The organism is Nonomuraea harbinensis, from assembly GCF_019396385.1.
Classification (GTDB): domain Bacteria; phylum Actinomycetota; class Actinomycetes; order Streptosporangiales; family Streptosporangiaceae; genus Nonomuraea; species Nonomuraea ferruginea.
Genome location: NZ_JAHKRN010000002.1, coordinates 303,723 through 322,183 on the forward strand (window position 1 = coordinate 303,723; position 18,461 = coordinate 322,183).

Here is an 18,461-nt window from a genome sequence, read left to right on the forward strand (position 1 = left end):
ACGAGAAAGGAACGCCGTGCGTCATCGCTTGCGTGACCCGGTCACCGGGCTGCTGTTCGTGCTGCCCGTGTTCGTGCTCTTCCTGATCTTCCGGATCTTCCCCTCACTGGGGGCGGCGGGCATGAGCCTGACGAACTGGAACATCGGCGGCGAGTGGAGCTTCGTCGGCGCGGACAACTACGCCAGGCTGCTCGGCGACGTCAACTTCTGGCTCAGCCTGCGGGTCTCGCTGGTGTACGCGGCGATCTACGTGCCGCTCACCGTCCTGGTGGCGCTCGGCACCGCGCTGCTGCTCAACCAGGTGGTGTTCATGCGCGGCCTGTTCCGCGGCATGCTCTTCCTGCCGTACGTGACCAGCTTCGTGCTGGCGGGCATCGTCTGGCGCTGGATCTACGAGTTCGACGGGCTGATCAACGGCCTGATCGGCAAGCTGGGGCTCGGCCCGGTGGCGTTCCTGGAGCAGGCGTCGCTGGTGCTGCCCGCGCTGGCCGTGGTGTCGGTGTGGAAGGGGTTCGGCTACTCGATGCTCATCCTGCTGGCCGGTCTCAAGTCGATCCCGGCCAGCTACCTGGAGGCCGCCACGGTCGACGGGGCCGGCGCCTGGCAGAAGTTCCGCCGGATCACGCTGCCGCTGCTCAAACCGACGCTCTTCTTCGTCCTGGTGATCGAGACCATCAGCGCCTTCCAGGTGTTCGACACCATCTACGTGATGACCGGCGGCGGCCCGGCGCGGGCCACGTACACGCTCATCTACGGCATCTACGACCACGGCTTCCGCTCCTTCGACTTCGGCTACGCCGCGACCTGGGGAGTGGTGCTGTTCGCGATCGTCCTGGCCGTGTCGCTGATCCAGCGCCGCTTCCTGGACCGGGGGAACACGTGACGCTCACCTCATCCAGCACCGCATCCAGGCCGCTCGCCCGCGACCGCGCCGCCGGACGGGCGCCGCGCCGACGGGCCAGGTGGCCGCTCGCCGTCCTGCTGGCCGTGCTGTCGGTGCTGACCGTCGCGCCGTTCCTGGCCATGCTGATCGTGGCGCTGTCGCCGGCAGGCCAGCCGACGCTGCCCGCGCGGTGGCCCGAGACGCTCACGCTGGACAACCTGACCAGGGTGCTGTCGGCGTCCGGGTTCGTGGAGTGGACGGTCAACTCGCTCGTCTACTCCGTCGTGTCCGTGGTGGTCATCCTGCTCACCGCGTCGATGGCCGGCTACGCGTTCGCCAAGAAGCGCTTCCCTGGCCGCGACACGATGTTCTGGACGTTCCTGGCGACCATGATGGTGCCGTTCCAGGCCACGCTCATCCCCACGTTCGTGCTGGTCAACAGCTTGGACGGGGTGGACACGTTCTGGGGCCTGATCGTGCCGACGCTGGCCAACTCGCAGGCGGTCTTCCTGATGCGGCAGTTCATCATGGGGCTGCCGGACGAGCTGTTCGACGCGGCCAAGGTGGACGGGGCGTCGGAGCTGCGGGTCTATCTGACGATCGTGGTGCCGCTGACCCGGCCGATCATGGCCACGCTGGGCGTGTTCGTGTTCCTGTGGCACTGGAACGACTTCCTCTGGCCGCTGGTCGTCGGCCAGAGCGACGCCACCAGGACGCTGACCGTGGGACTGACCACGCTGCGCACCGAGGAGATGCAGCTGTCGATGCTCATGGCGTCGGCGACGATCTCGGTGATCCCGTGCCTGCTGGTGTTCTTCCTGCTGCAGCGGTATCTGGTGAACAGCATCGCGATGACCGGGTTCAAATAAGCTCATTTATGTGGATATTGCTGCACGTGAGCTCCGGGATCGCCTCCGTGGCACGCTGATCGCCGCCGCGGCCACGCCCATGACCGCCGCGGGCGAGGTGGACCCGGACGTCGTGACCCGCTACCTGGCCTCCCTCGTCGCGGACGGCGCCGGCGCCCTGGCGGTCCTCGCCCACACGGGCCGCGGCCCCTTCCTGACGCCGGACACGCGCGCCGCCGTGATCGGGCGCGCGGTCGCCCTCGGCGTCCCGGTCCTGGTCGGCGTGGGCGGCACACCCGGACAGGGCGCCATCCCGGAGGACGGCGAGCCTGACGGCGCAGCGGAGCAGACGAGGCTCGCGGCGGAGCTGGGGGCCACCGGGGTGCTGGTGTTCCCGTCGCCCGGTGACCGGCTCGCGCACCATGACGCCGTCTGGCGGGCGGCCCGGCTCCCCATGATCGCCTTCGACCTCTACACCCGGCCCTGCCCGCCCGAGGTGATGCGCGGCCTTCTCACCCATCCCGGTGTGGCGGGCCTCAAGACGGCCCTGCTCTCGGACGCGATGGGCTGCCAGCGCGCCATCGCCCTCACCAGGGACGCGGGCCGGCTCGCGATCACCGGCGAGGACCGCATGTTCGCCCCGTCCCTGCTGTGGGGTGCCGAAGCGGCTCTGGTCGGTATCGCCGCCGCCCAGGTCGGGCTGACCGCCGCCGTGATGCGCGCCTTCCGGGGTCCGGACCTGCCCGCCTTCCACGAGGCGTCGTCCCGCCTGGACCGCCTGGCCGCGGCCACGTTCACCGACCCCATGGAGTGCTACGTCCAGCGCATGCTCTGGCTCGCCGCCGCCGAAGGCCGCATCCCGCCCGATCACGCCCATGACCCGTACGGCCCCGCCCTGCCGGTCGGAGAGCGCGAGACCGTACTCCGATCCGTCACACCACCAGCGGACAAACCAGACAGCTAGCATCGGATCATGCGCGATGCGGAAGCCGGAACGATCAGGCAGCTCTCGACCAAGGTGGTCTACGCCAACGCGTGGATGAAGGTCCGGGAGGACGAGATCGAACGTCCCGACGGATCACGCGGCACCTACGGCTACGTCGACAAGCCAGACTTCGCCCTGGTCATCCCGATGGAGCGGGACGGCTTCCACCTGGTGGAGGAGTACCGCTACCCGGTGCGCCGCCGGTCGTGGAGCTTCCCGCAGGGCTCGGCCGCCGAGCCCACCCCCGAGGACGTCGCGCGGACGGAGCTCGCGGAGGAGACCGGCCTGCGCGCGCGGACCTGGACCCCGCTGGGCGCGCTCGACAACGCCCACGGCCTGGCCACCCAGCGGCTGCACGTCTACCTCGCCACCGGCCTGGAGGCGGGGGCCGCCGAGCGCGAGCACACCGAGCAGGACATGCGCCGGCGGTGGGTGAGCCGGGCCGAGTTCGAGGACATGCTCCGCGCCGGCGAGGTGGGCGACTCGGGGTCGGTCGCGGCCTACACCCTGCTGACCCTGCACGAGCGCGTCACGCCAGCGTCTGGGTGATCTCGCCCCGCCCCCCGGCGTACGTGACGCGCGCGCGGGCGCCGTTGACCAGCGGCAGGTACGGCGGGACGTGGCCGCACTCGACGTCGGCGATGATCGGCACGCCGAGCCCGCCGAGGGCGTCGAGCACCGCCTCGTGCTGGGTCAGCGTGAGCAGGCCGGGGGCGCGGGTGCGCCCGGCGAGGATCGCGGTGGCGCCGTCGAAGAACCCGGCCAGGCGCATCCCGTGCAGGTGGCGGCAGATGGTGCCGGCGTCGTGCTGGTCCGCCTCGACGTACACGATGAGCCCGTCGGCGGACAAGGAAGAGGTGTCGGCGTACCGCGTCCCGGCGACGTCGCACAGCGTCTCGACACAGCCGCCGATCAGCCGGCCCTCGGCCGTCACCGGGCCGTCGCCGTCCAGCCGGGTCCAGCCGCCGGGCGTGTCGAGGGTGAACTCGTCCGCCTCGGGAGAGATCTGCCACTCGTCGAAACCCTGCGCCCGGTAGCGGCCCGGCGGCGTCTGGGTGAACATGGCGCCGGACGGCAGCGCCACGATGTCGAGCCAGCCGAGCAGCCCGTCCGGCACCCGGTACGGCGTGTCCATGAGGTTGTTGCCGTGGATCGTCGCCACGCCGGTCAGCAGGGTCAGCGGGGTGATGATCGTCGACAGGTCGGAGTAGCCCACCACCCAGGTCGGCTCCGCCGCGCGCAGCGCCTCCCAGTCGAGCAGCGGCAGCAGGTCGATCGCGGTCTCCCCGCCCCACGGCGGCACCACGGCCTTGATCGCGGGGTCGGTGAGCATGTCCGTCAGCTCGCGCGCCCGCTCGGCCGCGGGCGCGCTGACGTGGCCGGCGCCGTCCATGCACGACCCGGTCACGACCTCGTAGCCGCGCGCCTCGACGGTGCGGATCGCGACCCGGAGCCGGTCGTGCAGGGTCTTGTCCACGCCGCTGGACGGGGAGGTGACGCCGATCCGGTCACCGGGGCGCAGAGGGGATGGATATCGCATCCCCTCGTCCTATCACCCGTGGATCATCCGAAACCACAGGGTTCACGCCGCCTCATCGGCGGCCGGTGATGGCGATGCGGACCAGGTCGCGGCCCTTCACCCCGAACAACGCCTTGCGCGAGGGATCCAGCGCCAGCTTCGGCTCACCGCCGAACCACTGCCCGGCCAGGCCCTCCGCGATCGGCCTGACGGTGAACGTGACCAGGTCGATCTTGTACACCTTGTCGCCGTCCGTGCAGTAGGCCACCCGGCCGACGACGTGCAGGTCGCTGCCGCGGTTGCCGACCTTGAGCGTCCTGGTGACCTTCTTGCGCAGCAGGTCGAACTCGAACACCTCGCCCGTGCTGGAGATGCCGTACAGATTCAGGACGCCGAGCGAGAGCGAGATGATCGAGCGGGCGCCGGGCAGGGGTTCGAGCTCCCACAGCAGCTTGCGCCGGACGAGGTCGTAGGCGGCCAGACGGGCGGTGGTGGTGACCGGAGGCAGCCCGAGGCCCTCCTGGATCAGGGTGCCGAGGTAGGCGGTGCCGTGCCTGGTGGCGACCGAGTAGACGGTCTGGCGTTCGACGACGGGCCGCTGGACGGTGTACTCGCCGGTGCGGCGGGAGTAGAGGGTCAGCGCGCCGTTCATGTGGCCGGGCTCCGGCTGGGAGGGCATCACGATCAGGCCCGTCCTGGCGTCGTAGGCCAGGTCGCGCGGGCGGTCCTGCTGGTTGCCGGCCCGGGCGAGCAACTCCGCCTCGGCCTGGCCCGAGCGGTGCGCGTAGAGCGCGGCCTGGGTGTAGACGCCGAGGTAGGTGGTGTGGCCGAGCGTGAGCATGGTCTTCGGCTCGCCGGGGATGGCGAGCCTGGTGACCTCGCCCGTCGCCAGGTCGTGGATGTCGGCACCGCTCTTGCCGCCCACGTAGACGCGCCGGCCGTCGCTGTGCACGGACATCGGCTCCTCGGGCGCGGCCCTGAACCCGCGCTGCACCAGGTTGCGGTAGTCGATGGCGCCGGTCTCGGGGTCGTAGACGAACACCGCGTTGTCCTGCACACCGTAGATCCGGCCCTCGTGGGCGAGGATGCGGTGGGTGGCGGCCTCGAAGTACGGCACGCCGAGCACCTCCAGTTCGCCGGAGTCCAGGCGGCAGCGGTAGAAGGTGCCGGTGGGGCGGCCCGCGAAGTACGCGTAGCCGTCGTGGATGAGCACCGAGACGATGTACTTCTCGCCCGGGGCCGTGGCCTTGACGACCTTGTGGTCGGAAGGGTCGGATTTGCTGAGGATCAGCAGCTCGGCCAGGGAGTTCATGCCGCCGGCGATGTGCGTGTCGGAGACGCTCATGCTCGACACCCAGTCGCGGTCGGCCAGCTCGGGCGGCAGCAGGTCGCGCCGCTCGCCGGTGGCCCGGTCGATGGCGATGAGGTGGGCGTTGGCGCCGACGCCGGCGTAGACGTAGCGGTCGTCGGCCTGGACGGCGCGCACGTACGCCTCGCCGGGCGCGGCCTCACCCAGGTCGCGCACGACGCCCGTGGCCGGGTCGTACTCCTTGACCTTGCCCGGTTCGGAGGTGCCCAGGTAGACCTTGCCGTCGGGGGAGGCGGCCAGGCTCCAGATGAAGTGGTCGGGCACCGAGGCGACCTTGGTCAGCGTGCCCGCCACCGTGTCGAGCTTGTAGAGGTCGGACTTGGAGTGGGTGCCGACGTAGACGTCGGTGCCCGTCTTGCACATCGCCCACACCCCGATGCCCGTCGGGATGTCGAAATGGGCGGTGACCGAATCCTCGGCGAGATCGTACGCGCCGACCACGTTGGGCGACAGCCCGCGCGAGCCCGCGTAGAGCACGCCGCCGACGAACTCGGCGTTGCCGAGCGGGCTGGCGACGCTGGCGGGACCCAGGTCGGTGAGGGTCCCCTCGGGGACCGGCGTGGCGTGCGCGGGTGCGGCGGGCAGCGCGGCGGGCAGGGCGGCGGGCAGGGCGGCGGCCACCGTGGACGCGGCGGCCGCCTGCAGGAATCGACGGCGGGGGATCATGTGCGGCTCCCAGGTGAAGTTTCGCCGCACGCTATAACGGACTGGGCCGTAATGTCTATATCTTGAACAGCTCGGCGGCGTTGCGCCAGGCGACCCGCTCCGCCGTCACGCCGGTCAGCCCGGCCGCGGCGACCGCGCCGAACGCCGACGACGGGTCGATCAGCGTCGAGTCGGTGCCGAACAGCAGCTGCCGGTCGGGCACGGCCGCCACCACCTCGGCGATCCGGCCCGCCGGCGCGTGCGACCAGCAGGGCTCCAGGTAGAGGCGGTCGCAGGCGTTGGCGGCCTCGATCGCGTGGCGGTGACCGTCGGCGCCCATGTGGCCCGCGATCACCCGCAGCTCCGGGATGTCCAGGCACACCTGGGCCAGGTCCAGCACCGAGGCGCCCCAGGTGTGCACCAGCGCCGGAAGGCCCGCCTCGGCGGCCAGCTCCAGGGCGGCCCGCATCCGCGGCGAGGTCACCGGGGAGCCCGTGTAGTCCGTGTGGATCTTGACCCCGACCCACGGGCCGGTCAGCTCCCGCAGGTCCCCGGCCGCCTCGCCGAGCCGCCGCGGGTTGACCGTGACGTACCCGTACAGCCGGTCCTGCCCGTCGAGCATCCTGGCCAGCGCCCGGTTGCCCGCCGGGGCGTCGTAGATCACCGCCTCGGTGGCCGACACGATCGCCTTGCCGATGCCGTAGCGGTCCATGGTGGCCAGGCTCGCCCCGGCCACGTCCATGGTGAAGAACCACGGCCCCCAGTGCGCGTGCACGTCGATGATCATGAAAGCAGCCTCCTCGCGTTGCCCCCGGCCACGGCGGCCACCTCGTCAGGTCCCAGCCCGCTCGTCGCCAGCCGGAGCAGCGGCACGATCGGCTCGTAGTGCGGCGCGCGGGTGCCGTGCAGCAGCCGCTCCGCGCCGACCTCGGCGGCCACCGTCTCCAGCGCGTCGGGGGAGTTGAGCAGCCGGGTCGAGGTGTGGAACCCCGGTTCGTCCAGCGCCGCCACCAGGAAGTCGCCCAGATGGTAGAAGTGCGTGTCGAGGAAGACGACCCGGGCGCCGAGACCCGCGAACGGCTGCCAGAAGCGGCGCACGTCCCCGCCGGTCAGCACCACCAGCCCGAGTTCCGCGGCCCGCCGGGCGACATGCCGGACCGACGGGAACGACGCCTCCACGCCCTGCTCGTCCGGGAACAACCGCACCGCCCGCACCCCCGCGCCCGCCAGCCGGTCGAGCTCGCGGCCCGCGCCGATCGGGTCGCGCAGGTCCACCGTGCCGACGGGCAGCCAGCGCGGGTCGCCGCCCAGGGCCAGCACCTCGTCGTTGCCCGATCGCATGTCGAACAGGGCCGCCCGCAGGCTCGCCACCGCCCCGGCCGCGGTGCGGTGCTCCGCCAGCAGGCCGCCCACCGACTCCGCGCCGCCGGGCGGCCCGTCACGGTCGGGATAGGCCCCGACCAGCACGTCCACGTCCAGCGCCACCTCCAGGTCGCCTATCAGACTCCACGCGTCGAAAGCCATGGCGGCCCCCTCCTCCATCGACATGCGGGCCATCATGCCATTGACGTATCCCGTTCATAAAGTTACGGTCTGGCCCAAAATCAAGCACGAATGAACGAGGTATGGGCATGATCCGATCCCTGCTCGCCGTGGCGGCGGTCCTGTTACCCGCGCTCGTCTTCCCGGCGCCCGCCTCCGCCGCGCCGTCGCGCTGCGGCGACCCGGCGGTGACCACGTACGGGCCCGCCTCGGTGACGGCCGCCGTCGTCGGCGCCGCCGTCCACGAGGGCCGCGCCTATCTCGTCAGCCGCGGCCCCAAGCCGCCGGTGCTGGCCGAGCTCGACCTGGCCACGCGCAAGGTGATCAGAAGCGTCACGCTGCCCGACGGACCGGCCACGGGCGAGCCCGAGGGCGGCTGGGCGGTCGCCGTGTCCGGCGGCAAGGTCTACGTCGGCACGTACCCGGTGCCCGACCTCTACAGCTTCGACATCGCCACCGGCGAGGTGGCGCACCTGCACTCCTTCGGCGCCGCCGGCGGCTTCGTGTGGAGCCTGGCCGCGGCCCCCGACGGCACGCTCTACGCCGGCACCTCCTCCGACGGCCGTGTCTGGGAGTACGTCCCGGGCAGCGGCGCGGTCCGCAGGTTCGGCGTGCTGGCCCCGGGCGAGCACTACGTCCGCGCGGTGGCGGCCGACGACACCCACGTGTACGCCGGCCTGCTGGAGAAGCGGCTCCTCATGCGGATCGACCGCGCGAGCGGCGAGATCCGGCGGCTCGCCGACGCGGGCGCGGCGTTCGGGGTGGTCACGCTCAACGGCGACCGGGTGCTCGCGGCCGCCGGCGGCGAGCTCATCGACGTCCGCAAGGACGGCACGGACCTGCGGCGCGTCACCGTCGAGTCCGGCCTGCTCGACGCCCTGACCGTGACCGCCGACGGCACCGTCTACGCCGCCTCGCGCCCCGACGGCACCGTCTACCGCTACCGGACCGGCGACACCGCGCTGACCCGCGTGGTGGACCCGCCGTCCTACGGGGACGAGACCCGCCTGCTCCACGTGACCGGCGAGGACACCCTGCTGTCGTTCGCGGGCAGCGGCGGACTGTGGTCGCTGGACGCCCGCACCGGCGCCGCCGAGTTCACCGACCTGATCGACGCGGGGATGCCGGCCGGCGCCGAACGGCCGCAGAGCATGGTGCTCGTCCCCAACCGGGCCCTGTACGTCGGCGGCCACTTCGCCATGGACGTCCGCGCGCTCCGCACCGGCGAGCAGCGCAGGATCCGCGTCCCCGGCGAGCCCAAGGCCATGGTCAGGCACGGGAACAAGATCTACGCCGCCATGTACCCCACCGGCGAGATCGTCTCCGTCGACATCCGCACCGACGAGGTGCGCAGCCTCGGCTACCTGGGCCACGAGCAGAAGCGGCCCTGGGACATCGAGTACGACCCGCGCACCGGCAAGCTCCTGGTCGCCACCTCGTCGCTGTCGGCGTCCATCCCCGGCGCGCTGTCCGTCGTGGACCCCCGCACCGGCGAGGCGGACGTCTACCAGGACGTCATCCCCGGCCAGAACCTCATGAGCCTGTCACTCGACGCGGACGAGGGCGTGGTCTACCTGGCCGGCGACGTGTTCGGCACGAGCACGCCGACCGCGTCCATCGCCGCCTTCGACCTGCGCACCCGCACCGTCCTGTGGCAGGCCGACCCGGTGCCGGGCCACCGCACCTTCCAGGACGTCCTGGTGCACGACGGGCTCCTGTACGCGTCGTACAAGCGGGACTCGGGCGCCTGGATCGCCCTGGACCCGGCCACCCGGCAGATCGTCCAGCAGGGCAAACTGTCCGGGTACGGCGAGCTGACCGTGCACCGCGGGCGGGTCTTCGCCTCGGTGTTCCGGGAGGGAGGCAACGCCTACGAGCTCGACGCGGAGCGCGGCGCCACGCTGCTCGCCACCGGTCTCGGCGACGAGTGGCACACCAACCCGCAGCTCCACTTCGAGCCCGGCTCCTGGCACGCCTGGGCGATAGCGGGCCGCGACCTGGCGCGGATCCGGCTGGACCCGCGCTGCCCCGCCTTGACGGTTCCCACTCCCGGGTCTTAGATTTCGGTCTGTGCCGAAATTGATCGTGGACGCCCACCGGCTGGCCGGCCCCGTGCCGTTCGACGACCTGCCGGTGGACCCGCGGCCCGACCTGGACCGTCTGGGCATCGCCAGGGCGCTGGTGACGCACACCCTCAGCCTCTACTCCGACGCGGAGGCGGGCAACGACGCCCTCTTCGCGCTCGGCGACCCCCGGCTCGTCCCGGTGCCCGTCGTGGTGCCCGGCGTGCCGGGGGCGTGCGCGCCCGCCACGCCGGACGCCGTGCGGGCGTGGGGGGTGCGCATGGTGCGGCTCTGCCCGGAGCGCCACCGGTTCGACCTGACCGGCCCGGTCGCGCTCCGCTGGCTCGCCGCCCTGGGCGCGGGGGCGGCGCCCGGCCCGGCCGTCGCCGTCGACCTCGACGAAACCTCGACGGCGCAGCTCCGCACCCTCGCCGAGCGGCTGCCCGGCCTGCGGATCCTCGTGCTCAACCCCGGCTACCGCCGCCTGCGCGCGCTGGCCGAGCTGATGGCCGAGGCGCCGGGCGTCCGGGTGGAGACCGGCACGGTGAACACCCAGGGCGGCGTGGAGTGGCTGGCCGAGCGGTTCGGCGCGGAGCGGCTGGTGTTCGGCACCGGCGCCCCCGTGGCCGACGACTGCGGCCCGCGCTTCCTCCTCGACCACCTCGGCCTGACCCCGCGCGAGACCGACCTGATCGCGGCGGGCTCCCTGGAAAGGCTGCTCGGAGGCCGCCCATGATCCTCGACGCGCACGGCCACGTCGGCACCTGGCCCGACTTCCTCATCCCCGACCCCACCGCCGGCGGCCTGGTCGCCGCCATGGACCGGATCGGCGTCACCGCCATGGGCATCAGCCACCTGCTCGCCGTCGGCCCCGACGCCGGGCGCGGCAACCGGCTGGCCCTCGAGATCGCCGAACGCCACCCCGGCCGGTTCGGCGTCTGGCAGGTCTACAACCCGCACCACCGCACCCCGCTGTCGCTCGACGGCGTGTGGGGCGTCAAGCTGCACCCGGACGTCCACCAGTGCCGCCTCGACGACCCTCGGTACGACCCGGTCTGGGAGCTCGGCCTGCCGGTGCTCTCCCACGGGCAGACGGACTCTCCGTGGAGCGACCCTGAACAGTTCGCCACTGTCGCCGCCCGGCATCCGGACGTGCCGATCCTCATGGGCCACACCGGCCTGTGGCCGTCCGGGTTCGCCCGCGCCGCCCGCCTCGTGGCCGGCCACCCGAACGTGTTCCTGGAGGTGTGCGGCTCCAAGTCGACCGGCCGCTGGATCGCCCGCCTGGCCTCGCTGGCGGGGGCGGAACGGGTGGTCTTCGGCTCGGACGCCTGCTTCCTCGACCTCAGGATCGGCTACGGCCGCGTCGCCCTGGCTCCCCTCGCCCCCGCCGACCGCGCCCTCATCCAGGGCGGCAACCTGGCCCGCATCCTGGGCCCGCGCCTCCCCTGACCTCCCGCCGCACCCCGAGACGCGCGGAGGACCGGCGGGAGACGCCGGCCGCCCCGCGCTCGCCCACGCCGGAACCCCCGCCCGTACCGAAACCCGCGCCGAAGAAGGGATCTCCCGTGACGCTCGCGATCCACGGCGGCTCGCCGGTCCGCACCGACCCCTGGCCCGCGTGGCCGCCGCCGCTCGACCCCCGTCAGCGCGAGCTCGTCATGGACGTGCTGGAGAGCGGGCGGTGGGGCGCCACCCAGGGCGGCTCCGTGGTCACGGACCTGGTCGCCGCGTTCGCCCGCGCCGCCCGCGTCCCGTACGGGGTCGCCGCGGGCAACGCCACGCTGGGCCTGTTCGCCGCGCTCAAGGGCCTGGGCGTGGGTCGCGGCGACGAGGTCATCGTGCCCGCCTACACCTTCGTCGCCTCGGCCACGGCCGTGCTGCTCGCGGGCGCGGTCCCGGTGATCGCGGACGTGGACCCGGCCCACCTCCACGTGTCACCGGATGCCGTACGAGACGCGCTCACCCCCAGGACGGCCGCCGTCATGCCCGTCCACCTGGCCGGCAGCCCCGCCGACATGGACCCGATCACCGGCCTCGCCGCCCGTCACGGACTCGCGGTGGTGGAGGACGCCGCCCAGGCCCACGGCGCCGCCTACAAGGACCGGCCGGTGGGCGGGCTGGGCGACGCGGGCGTGTTCAGCTTCCAGTCCAGCAAGGCGATGACGGCGGGGGAGGGCGGGCTCGTCGTCTGCCGGGACGAGTCCGCGTACGAGGCGATCTGGTCGGTGTGCAACGTCGGCCGCCGCCCCGGCGGCCAGTGGTACGGCCACCCCTCGGTCGGCTGGAACCTGCGCCTCACGGAGATCCAGGCCGCGCTCCTGCTGCCGTGGCTGGACCGGCTGGACGACGAGCTCGCCCGCCGCGCCGCCTTCTGCGCCGCGCTCGAACGCGAGCTGGCCGGCCTGCCGGTGACGATGCTGGGGCCGCCGCCGGGCACGACGCGGGACTCGCGGCACCTGGTCATGCTGCGGATCGGCGTGCCCGTCGAGCGTGATTTCCTGCTGGCCGCCATGGCCGCCGAAGGGGTGCCGCTGGACGCGGGATACCCGCCGCTCGGCACCATGGCCGCGCTCGCCGCGGAGGGCGCCAGGACCGGGCCGTGCCCCGCCGCCGACGAGGCGGCCGGGAGCGTGGTGTGGGTGCGTCAGGCGATGCTCATGGACGACCCGGCCCGCGCCGCCGACGTCGCGGAGGCCCTGGCCAAGGTGCTGAAGTCCTGATCGCCGCGCCGCGTCCCGGGCGCGAATCTACTTTGTAAAGGCGTCGGCCGGCATCAACGCGATGCGTCACCTATAGGACCGCCGTCAACGCGGCGCGTCACCCATGGGGCCGCCGCCGGAAGGCGCCGTGGCGACGATCAGGTCGGCGCGGGCGCGCGTGCCGTCGGCGGCGAACCAGGCGCGTTCGGCCTCGAACCACTCCCGCCACCGCTCTTCCAGCCCCGGCCCGTCGCGCTCCAGCACCCGCCGGAGCCGGACGTCGTCGGGCGCCTCCAGCCAGATGCCGTAGGCGAGCAGATCGGCCGCGGACTTCCTGGCCGTGCCCACGCCTTCGATGATCAGCACCGGCGCGACGGGAACCGCCACCGGCTCGGCGTAGGCGCCGCGAACCCAGTCATAGCGTCGGAAACCGCCGGGCCGTCCCTGCCGGAGCGGTTCGAGAACCTGGTCGAAGAGGGCGGCGAACCAGGTGGCGGGGCCTTCGTGCCAGGGTACGGGGAAGTCGTCGGCGTGCACGGCCTGGCAGCCGAGCGTGGCCGCGAGCGCGTTGGCGTACGTGGTCTTGCCGGACCCCGCGGGGCCGTCGACGGCGACCAGCCGAACCGTGCCGCATGACGGGGGGAGCGCCCGGATGCGGCGGGCCAGGGATTCCACGGGCCCAGGGTAGATGACTGGGGTGGTGGGGCTGAGACAATGTGCTCCCGCTCCGACCCGCACGCAGGAGGTTGACGTTGCCCGGACCCCTCGGTGACATCGTGGTGCTCGATCTGTCGCGGGCTCTGGCGGGCCCTCATGCCGCGCAGATGCTGGGTGATCTGGGCGCGCGGGTGATCAAGGTGGAGCATCCGGAGGGCGGGGACGAGTCGCGCGGCTGGGGCCCGCCCTTCGTAGGTCCGGATCACGAAATATCGACATACTTCCTGGCGGCGAACCGCAACAAGCAGTCCATCGCCGTCGACCTGAAGACCCCGGAGGGCAAGGACCTGGTCGAGCGCCTGGTCCGGCAGTGCGACGTGCTGGTGGAGAACTTCCGCACCGGCGTGCTCGACCGCCTGGGCTTCACGGCCGACCGGCTGCACGAGCTGAACCCGCGCCTGGTGATCCTGTCGATCACCGGGTTCGGCCACGACGGGCCGGAGGGCGGCCGCCCCGGCTACGACCAGATCGCCCAGGGCGAGGCCGGGCTGATGTCGCTGACCGGCCCGTCGCCTGACGAGCCCTACCGCGTCGGCGCCTCGATCGCCGACCTGCTGGCGGGCATCCACGGCGCGTACGGGGTGGTGGCCGCGCTGTACGAGCGGGAGCGTACGGGCGAGGGGAGAGTGGTGCGCACGTCGCTGCTGGCGGCGGTCACCGGCGTGCACTCCTACCACGGCACGGCCTGGACCGTCGGCGGGAAGGTGCCGGGGGCCAACGGCAACCACCACGCCTCGATCGCCCCCTACGGCGCCTTCCGGTGTGCCGACGGGATGCTGCAGATCGCGGCGGCGAACGACGGCCAGTGGAGAAAGGTGGCCGAGCTACTCGACATCGATCCTGATATGGCGAAATATGCCAGCAATAGGGACAGATTCGCGCACCGGGATGAGCTGATCGCCGACATGGAGAAGGCCCTGGGCGCCCACGACCGCGCCCACTGGCTGGCCAGGCTGGGCGAGGCCGGGGTGCCGGCGGGGGCCATCCGCTCGATCGACGAGGTCTACGCGTGGGACCAGACCCGCTCCCAGGGCCTGCTGGTCGAGGTGGACCACCCGGTGCTGGGCAGGATCGAGCTGCCGGGGCCGCCGCTGCGCTTCGACGGGCTGACGGGGATGCGCCACACCGCGCCGCCGATGCTCGGCCAGGACGAGGAGGCCGTGCTGAACTGGCTCCAAGAGCGTGAGCGATGATCAGGTTCCGCCCGAGGGCCGACACGAAGGAGCGATGGTGAGCCGTCCGGACGCGCGCACGATGATCGAGACGGTCCTCGACAGAGGGTCGTGGCGGTCATGGGACGCGCCGCCCGCCGAGCCGGCCGAGCCGGGCTCCTCCTACGCCGAGGAGCTGGCCGCGGCGCGGGTCAAGTCCGGCTACGACGAGGCCGTGGTGACGGGGGAGGGGCTGCTGGGCGGCCGCCGGGTGGCGGTGGTGGCGTGCGAGTTCTCGTTCATGGCCGGGTCGATCGGGGTGGCGGCGGCCGAGCGGCTGGTCACGGCGGTCGAGCGGGCCACCAGGGAGCGCCTGCCGCTGCTGGCCGCCCCGGCGTCGGGCGGCACCCGGATGCAGGAGGGCGCGCTGGCCTTCGCGCAGATGATCAAGATCACGGTGGCCGTGCAGGAGCACCGGGCGGCCTGCCTGCCGTTCGTGGTCTACCTGCGGCATCCGACGACCGGCGGGGTGTTCGCCTCGTGGGGCTCGCTCGGCCACGTCACGGCGGCGGAGCCGGGCGCGCTCATCGGGTTCCTCGGGCCGCGCGTGTTCGAGTCGCTGTACGGCTACTCGTTCCCGTCGGGCGTGCAGGTGGCGGAGAACCTGTACGAGAACGGCCTGATCGACGCGGTGGTGCCGGCCGAGGACGTGCGCGAGGTGGCGATCAGGGCGCTCGGCGTGCTGACGGCCGGCGGCGAGCGGGTCCCGGCCGGCGAGGAGCCGGAAGAGGACCTGCGGCCGGTCGAGGCGTGGGAGGCGATCACCCGGTCGCGCCGCGACGACCGGCCGGGCGTGCGCGAGCTGCTGAAGCTGGCCGCCACCGAGGTGACCCCGCTCAGCGGCAGCGGCGCGGGCGAGAACGAACCGGGGCTGGTGCTGGCGCTGGCGAGGTTCGGCGCGGCCCCTGCCGTGGTGCTGGGGCAGGACCGGCGGGGGCAGCGGGCCCGCTCCCCGCTCGGCCCCGGCGGGCTCCGGGTGGCCAGGCGCGGCATGCGGCTGGCCGAGGAGCTGCGGCTGCCGCTGGTGACGGTGATCGACACCGCTGGGGCGGCGCTGTCGAAGGCGGCCGAGGAGGGCGGCCTGTCCGGCGAGATCGCGCGCTGTCTCGCCGAGCTGGTCATGCTGGACGCGCCGACGGTCTGCCTGCTGCTGGGCGAGGGCGCGGGCGGCGCGGCGCTGGCGCTGCTGCCGGCCGACCGGGTGCTGAGCGCCCAGCACGCGTGGCTGTCGCCGCTGCCGCCCGAGGGCGCCTCGACGATCCTCTACCGCAGCGTCGACTTCGCCCCCGAGATCGCCCAGGCCCAGCGCGTGCGCGCCACCGACCTGCGCCGCGACGGCATCGTGGACCGGGTGATCCCGGAACGCCCGGACGCCGCGTACGAGCACCACGCCTTCAGCGAGCGGGTGGGGCGGGCTCTGGAGTACGAGATCGCCATGCTGCTGCGGCGGAGCCCGGCGGACCGCAAGGCCGTCCGGCTGGAGCGCTACCGCAACCTGGGCGGCTAGTTGGCAGACATTGCCAGTGAAAGACCGTTTCCTGCGTCATTAGTGTGAGCCCCGGGTATGCCGTTCGACGCGGTTGCACTGGTGAGAAGGGGCGCGGGATGCCGGATCCGATTGACGTGCGCAAGGTGCCGATCGAGAGCGTCACGGACGCCTCGGGGCTGGAGCGGCTCATCGACGACGGGGCGATCGAGGCGCGGCGGGTGCTCGCGGTGATCGGGAAGACCGAGGGCAACGGCGGGGTCAACGACTACACCCGCATCCTGGCCGATCGGGCGTTCCGCGACGTGCTGTCCGTCAAGGGTCATCCGGCGCCGGAGAGCGTGCCGCTGGTCTGGTCGGGCGGCACCGACGGGGTGCTCAGCCCGCACGCGACGATCTTCGCGAGCGTGGACCCGGCGTCGGCGCCGCCGTCGGACGAGCCGCGGCTGTCGGTCGGCGTGGCGATGAGCGAGGTGATCCTGCCCGAGGACATCGGCAGGCCGGCCATGGTGGAGAAGGTCGCGGCGGGCGTGCGAGAGGCCATGAAGATCGCCGGCATCGACGACCCGCGCGACGTCCACTACGTGCAGACCAAGACGCCGCTGCTGACGCTGGCCACGATCACCGACGCCAAGAGCCGCGGCGAGGACACCGCGATCGAGGAGACGGGCCCGTCGATGGACCTGTCGAACTCGACCACCGCGCTGGGCATCGCGGTCGCGCTCGGCGAGATCGACATGCCGCGCGCCGACCAGATCCACAAGGACCTCTCGCTGTATTCGTCGGTGGCGTCCTGCTCGTCCGGCGTCGAGCTGGACCGGGCGCAGATCGTGCTGGTGGGCAACGTGCGCGGCATCGGCGGCCGCTACCGCATCGGCCACAGCGTCATGCGCGACGCGCTCGACGCCGACGGGATCTGGGAGGCGATCCGCGACGCGGGCCTGCCGCTGCCGGACCGTCCCCACCACTCCGACCTCGGCGGGCGGCTGGTCAACGTGTTCATGAAGTGTGAGGCCGACCCGTCGGGCCGGGTGCGCGGGCGGCGCAACATCATGCTCGACGACTCCGACGTGCACTGGCACCGCCAGATCAAGGCGACGGTCGGCGGCGTGGCCGCGGCGGTCACCGGCGACCCGGCGGTGTTCGTGTCGGTGGCCGCCGTGCACCAGGGCCCGTCGGGCGGCGGCCCGGTCGCGGCCATCATCGACCTGGGCGCCGACCTGGGCGCCGACTAGCCCGAGAGCCGCTTGAGCCGGGTCACCGCCTCGTCGATGACCTCGTCCTTCTTGCAGAAGGCGAACCTGACGAAGGGGCGGCCCCGCTCGGCGTGCTCGTAGAACACCTGGGTGGGGATGGCGACGACACCGGCCAGCTCGGGCAGCCGGCGGGTGAGCGCGACCCCGTCGTCGAACCCGAGCGGCCGGATGTCGGTCTGCACGAAGTAGGTGCCGGCCGGGCGGAACACCTCGAACCCGGCCGCGGCCAGCCCTTCCATGAGGCGGTCGCGCTTGTCCTGCAGCGAGGCGCGCAGCGCCGCCACCCACTCGCGCTCGTGCCGCAGCCCGTAGGCCACCGCGGCCTGCCAGGGCGCGCTCGCGGTGAAGGTGAGGAACTGCTTGACCGTCTGCACGGCGCCCACCAGCGGGGCCGGGGCGCAGATCCAGCCGGTCTTCCAGCCGGTGACGGAGAACGTCTTGCCCGCCGAGGAGATCATCACGGTGCGCTCGCGCATGCCCGGCAGCGTGGCCAGCGGGACGTGCTCCACGCCGTCGAACGTCAGGTGCTCGTACACCTCGTCGGTGACGGCGATCAGGTCGTGCTCGCGGCACAGCTCCGCGACGAGCGTCAGCTCCTCGCGGGTGAAGACGGTGCCGGTCGGGTTGTGCGGCGAGTTGACCAGGATCACCCGGGTGCGCGGGGTGATCGCCGCGCGCAGCTCGCCGGGGTCGAACGCGAACCGCCCGCCGTCCGGGCGGAGCGTCACGCCGACCAGCCGCGCCTGGGCGAGCGCGATCGAGGCCGCGTACGAGTCGTAGTAGGGCTCGAAGGCGATCACCTCGTCGCCCGGCTCGCACAGCGCCAGGATCGAGGCCGCGATGGCCTCGGTGGCGCCGACGGTGACCAGGATCTCGCCGTCGGGGTCGTAGGAGAGGCCGTAGTGCTCCTCGCGGTGCTCGGAGACCGCCTGCCTGAGCTCCGTCACGCCGGGGCCAGGAGGATACTGGTTGGCGCCGGAGCGGATCGCGTGCACGGCGTGGTCGAGCATGGCGGCCGGGCCGTCGGTGTCGGGGAAGCCCTGGCCCAGGTTGATCGCTCCGGTCCGCACGGCTAGCGCGCTCATCTCGGCGAAGATGGTGGTGCCGAAGGAGCGCATCCTGGAGACAAGTGGTTCCGTCACATGTTCACAGTAAGGTGTCGGCCGGGCGGGCCGACGCGCGCGGGCCGGGTCGCGGAGTTCCCTCAGTAGGGTGGTTCACCTGAGTTCCCCATC

At 72.7% G+C, this 18,461-nt stretch carries 18 protein-coding genes; 11 read left to right on the plus strand and 7 right to left on the minus strand.

The annotated features are described in order from the left end of the window. The first annotated feature begins 16 nt into the window (after positions 1 to 16). Positions 17 to 883 carry a carbohydrate ABC transporter permease gene (locus KME79_RS03250; protein WP_148030458.1) on the plus strand — a complete coding sequence of 289 codons (867 nt, stop codon included), beginning with the start codon at positions 17 to 19 and terminating at the stop codon, positions 881 to 883. Continuing rightward, a complete protein-coding gene (locus KME79_RS46825) occupies positions 880 to 1,752 on the plus strand; it encodes a carbohydrate ABC transporter permease (protein ID WP_308248765.1) in 873 nt (290 codons plus the stop codon). Before KME79_RS03250 ends, KME79_RS46825 begins: the two co-directional genes overlap by 4 nt. A gap of 6 nt (positions 1,753 to 1,758) precedes the next feature. Here the strand turns inward: KME79_RS46825 and KME79_RS47360 are convergent, their stop codons facing one another. Next, positions 1,759 to 1,833, minus strand: a complete 75-nt coding sequence (locus KME79_RS47360) for a hypothetical protein (RefSeq protein ID WP_364230404.1) — start codon at positions 1,831 to 1,833, stop codon at positions 1,759 to 1,761. On the opposite strand from KME79_RS47360, the gene KME79_RS03260 reads away from it, so the two are divergent. Next, positions 1,811 to 2,695, plus strand: coding sequence for a dihydrodipicolinate synthase family protein (locus KME79_RS03260; protein WP_372452398.1), 885 nt, complete (start codon positions 1,811 to 1,813; stop codon positions 2,693 to 2,695). The two genes, KME79_RS47360 and KME79_RS03260, sit on opposite strands and share 23 nt — an antisense overlap. A 9-nt stretch (positions 2,696 to 2,704) precedes the next feature. Next, entirely contained in the window at positions 2,705 to 3,265 is a 561-nt protein-coding gene (locus tag KME79_RS03265) for an NUDIX domain-containing protein (protein WP_148030460.1), read from the plus strand. On the opposite strand, the gene KME79_RS03270 is transcribed toward KME79_RS03265, so the two are convergent. Genes KME79_RS03270 through KME79_RS03285 form a run of 4 tightly spaced genes read right to left on the minus strand, consistent with a single transcriptional unit; the run spans position 3,246 to position 7,797 of the window. Continuing rightward, on the minus strand, positions 3,246 to 4,256 hold the full coding sequence (locus KME79_RS03270; protein WP_219543245.1) for a S66 family peptidase: 1,011 nt from the start codon (positions 4,254 to 4,256) through the stop codon (positions 3,246 to 3,248). The genes KME79_RS03265 and KME79_RS03270 overlap by 20 nt on opposite strands. Before the next feature lie 52 nt (positions 4,257 to 4,308). Continuing rightward, positions 4,309 to 6,270, minus strand: a complete 1,962-nt coding sequence (locus KME79_RS03275; RefSeq protein WP_219543246.1) for an NHL repeat-containing protein — start codon at positions 6,268 to 6,270, stop codon at positions 4,309 to 4,311. A 55-nt stretch (positions 6,271 to 6,325) separates the two neighbouring features. Continuing rightward, positions 6,326 to 7,036 (minus strand): amidohydrolase family protein, encoded by a 711-nt coding sequence (locus tag KME79_RS03280; RefSeq protein ID WP_219543247.1) that lies wholly within the window; start codon positions 7,034 to 7,036, stop codon positions 6,326 to 6,328. Then, a complete protein-coding gene (locus tag KME79_RS03285) occupies positions 7,033 to 7,797 on the minus strand; it encodes an amidohydrolase family protein (protein WP_246639161.1) in 765 nt (254 codons plus the stop codon). Before KME79_RS03285 ends, KME79_RS03280 begins: the two co-directional genes overlap by 4 nt. 83 nt (positions 7,798 to 7,880) lie before the next feature. Here KME79_RS03285 and KME79_RS03290 point away from each other — a divergent pair, with 83 nt between their 5' ends. The 4 genes from KME79_RS03290 to KME79_RS03305 all read left to right on the plus strand — a co-directional run bounded on the left by KME79_RS03290 (position 7,881) and on the right by KME79_RS03305 (position 12,577). Continuing rightward, on the plus strand, positions 7,881 to 9,851 hold the full coding sequence (locus tag KME79_RS03290) for an outer membrane protein assembly factor BamB family protein (RefSeq protein WP_246639162.1): 1,971 nt from the start codon (positions 7,881 to 7,883) through the stop codon (positions 9,849 to 9,851). A gap of 10 nt (positions 9,852 to 9,861) precedes the next feature. After that, positions 9,862 to 10,590: an amidohydrolase family protein gene (locus KME79_RS03295; protein ID WP_219543250.1), complete on the plus strand. Its 729-nt coding sequence runs from the start codon at positions 9,862 to 9,864 to the stop codon at positions 10,588 to 10,590. Beyond that, the gene (locus tag KME79_RS03300; protein ID WP_219543251.1) at positions 10,587 to 11,306 is read left to right on the plus strand and encodes an amidohydrolase family protein; all 720 of its coding nucleotides are present in this window, start codon (positions 10,587 to 10,589) and stop codon (positions 11,304 to 11,306) included. Before KME79_RS03295 ends, KME79_RS03300 begins: the two co-directional genes overlap by 4 nt. 116 nt (positions 11,307 to 11,422) lie before the next feature. Then, entirely contained in the window at positions 11,423 to 12,577 is a 1,155-nt protein-coding gene (locus KME79_RS03305) for a DegT/DnrJ/EryC1/StrS family aminotransferase (RefSeq protein WP_219543252.1), read from the plus strand. An 84-nt stretch (positions 12,578 to 12,661) separates the two neighbouring features. Here the strand turns inward: KME79_RS03305 and KME79_RS03310 are convergent, their stop codons facing one another. Then, positions 12,662 to 13,231: a uridine kinase family protein gene (locus KME79_RS03310; protein WP_219543253.1), complete on the minus strand. Its 570-nt coding sequence runs from the start codon at positions 13,229 to 13,231 to the stop codon at positions 12,662 to 12,664. Positions 13,232 to 13,308: 77 nt separating this feature from the next. Here KME79_RS03310 and KME79_RS03315 point away from each other — a divergent pair, with 77 nt between their 5' ends. The 3 genes from KME79_RS03315 to bar all read left to right on the plus strand — a co-directional run bounded on the left by KME79_RS03315 (position 13,309) and on the right by bar (position 17,205). After that, entirely contained in the window at positions 13,309 to 14,466 is a 1,158-nt protein-coding gene (locus tag KME79_RS03315; RefSeq protein ID WP_148030470.1) for a CaiB/BaiF CoA transferase family protein, read from the plus strand. Between the two features lie 34 nt (positions 14,467 to 14,500). Beyond that, positions 14,501 to 15,991, plus strand: a complete 1,491-nt coding sequence (locus KME79_RS03320; RefSeq protein WP_219543254.1) for a carboxyl transferase domain-containing protein — start codon at positions 14,501 to 14,503, stop codon at positions 15,989 to 15,991. Between the two features lie 98 nt (positions 15,992 to 16,089). Next, the gene (bar, locus tag KME79_RS03325) at positions 16,090 to 17,205 is read left to right on the plus strand and encodes a barbiturase (protein WP_219543255.1); all 1,116 of its coding nucleotides are present in this window, start codon (positions 16,090 to 16,092) and stop codon (positions 17,203 to 17,205) included. Here the strand turns inward: bar and KME79_RS03330 are convergent. Continuing rightward, entirely contained in the window at positions 17,202 to 18,368 is a 1,167-nt protein-coding gene (locus KME79_RS03330) for a pyridoxal phosphate-dependent aminotransferase (protein ID WP_219543256.1), read from the minus strand. The two genes, bar and KME79_RS03330, sit on opposite strands and share 4 nt — an antisense overlap. Positions 18,369 to 18,461 lie beyond the last annotated feature (93 nt).

Excerpts from the sequence above, each read along its gene's own strand:
- KME79_RS03300 (WP_219543251.1), top strand. The coding sequence starts at position 10,587 with ATGATCCTCGACGCGCACGGCCACGTCGGCACCTGGCCCGACTTCCTC.
- KME79_RS03270 (WP_219543245.1), bottom strand. The coding sequence starts at position 4,256 with ATGCGATATCCATCCCCTCTGCGCCCCGGTGACCGGATCGGCGTCACC.
- KME79_RS03265 (WP_148030460.1), top strand. The coding sequence starts at position 2,705 with ATGCGCGATGCGGAAGCCGGAACGATCAGGCAGCTCTCGACCAAGGTG.
- KME79_RS03285 (WP_246639161.1), bottom strand. The coding sequence starts at position 7,797 with ATGTCGATGGAGGAGGGGGCCGCCATGGCTTTCGACGCGTGGAGTCTG.
- KME79_RS03280 (WP_219543247.1), bottom strand. The coding sequence starts at position 7,036 with ATGATCATCGACGTGCACGCGCACTGGGGGCCGTGGTTCTTCACCATG.
- KME79_RS03290 (WP_246639162.1), top strand. The coding sequence starts at position 7,881 with ATGATCCGATCCCTGCTCGCCGTGGCGGCGGTCCTGTTACCCGCGCTC.
- KME79_RS03320 (WP_219543254.1), top strand. The coding sequence starts at position 14,501 with ATGGTGAGCCGTCCGGACGCGCGCACGATGATCGAGACGGTCCTCGAC.
- KME79_RS03275 (WP_219543246.1), bottom strand. The coding sequence starts at position 6,270 with ATGATCCCCCGCCGTCGATTCCTGCAGGCGGCCGCCGCGTCCACGGTG.
- bar (WP_219543255.1), top strand. The coding sequence starts at position 16,090 with ATGCCGGATCCGATTGACGTGCGCAAGGTGCCGATCGAGAGCGTCACG.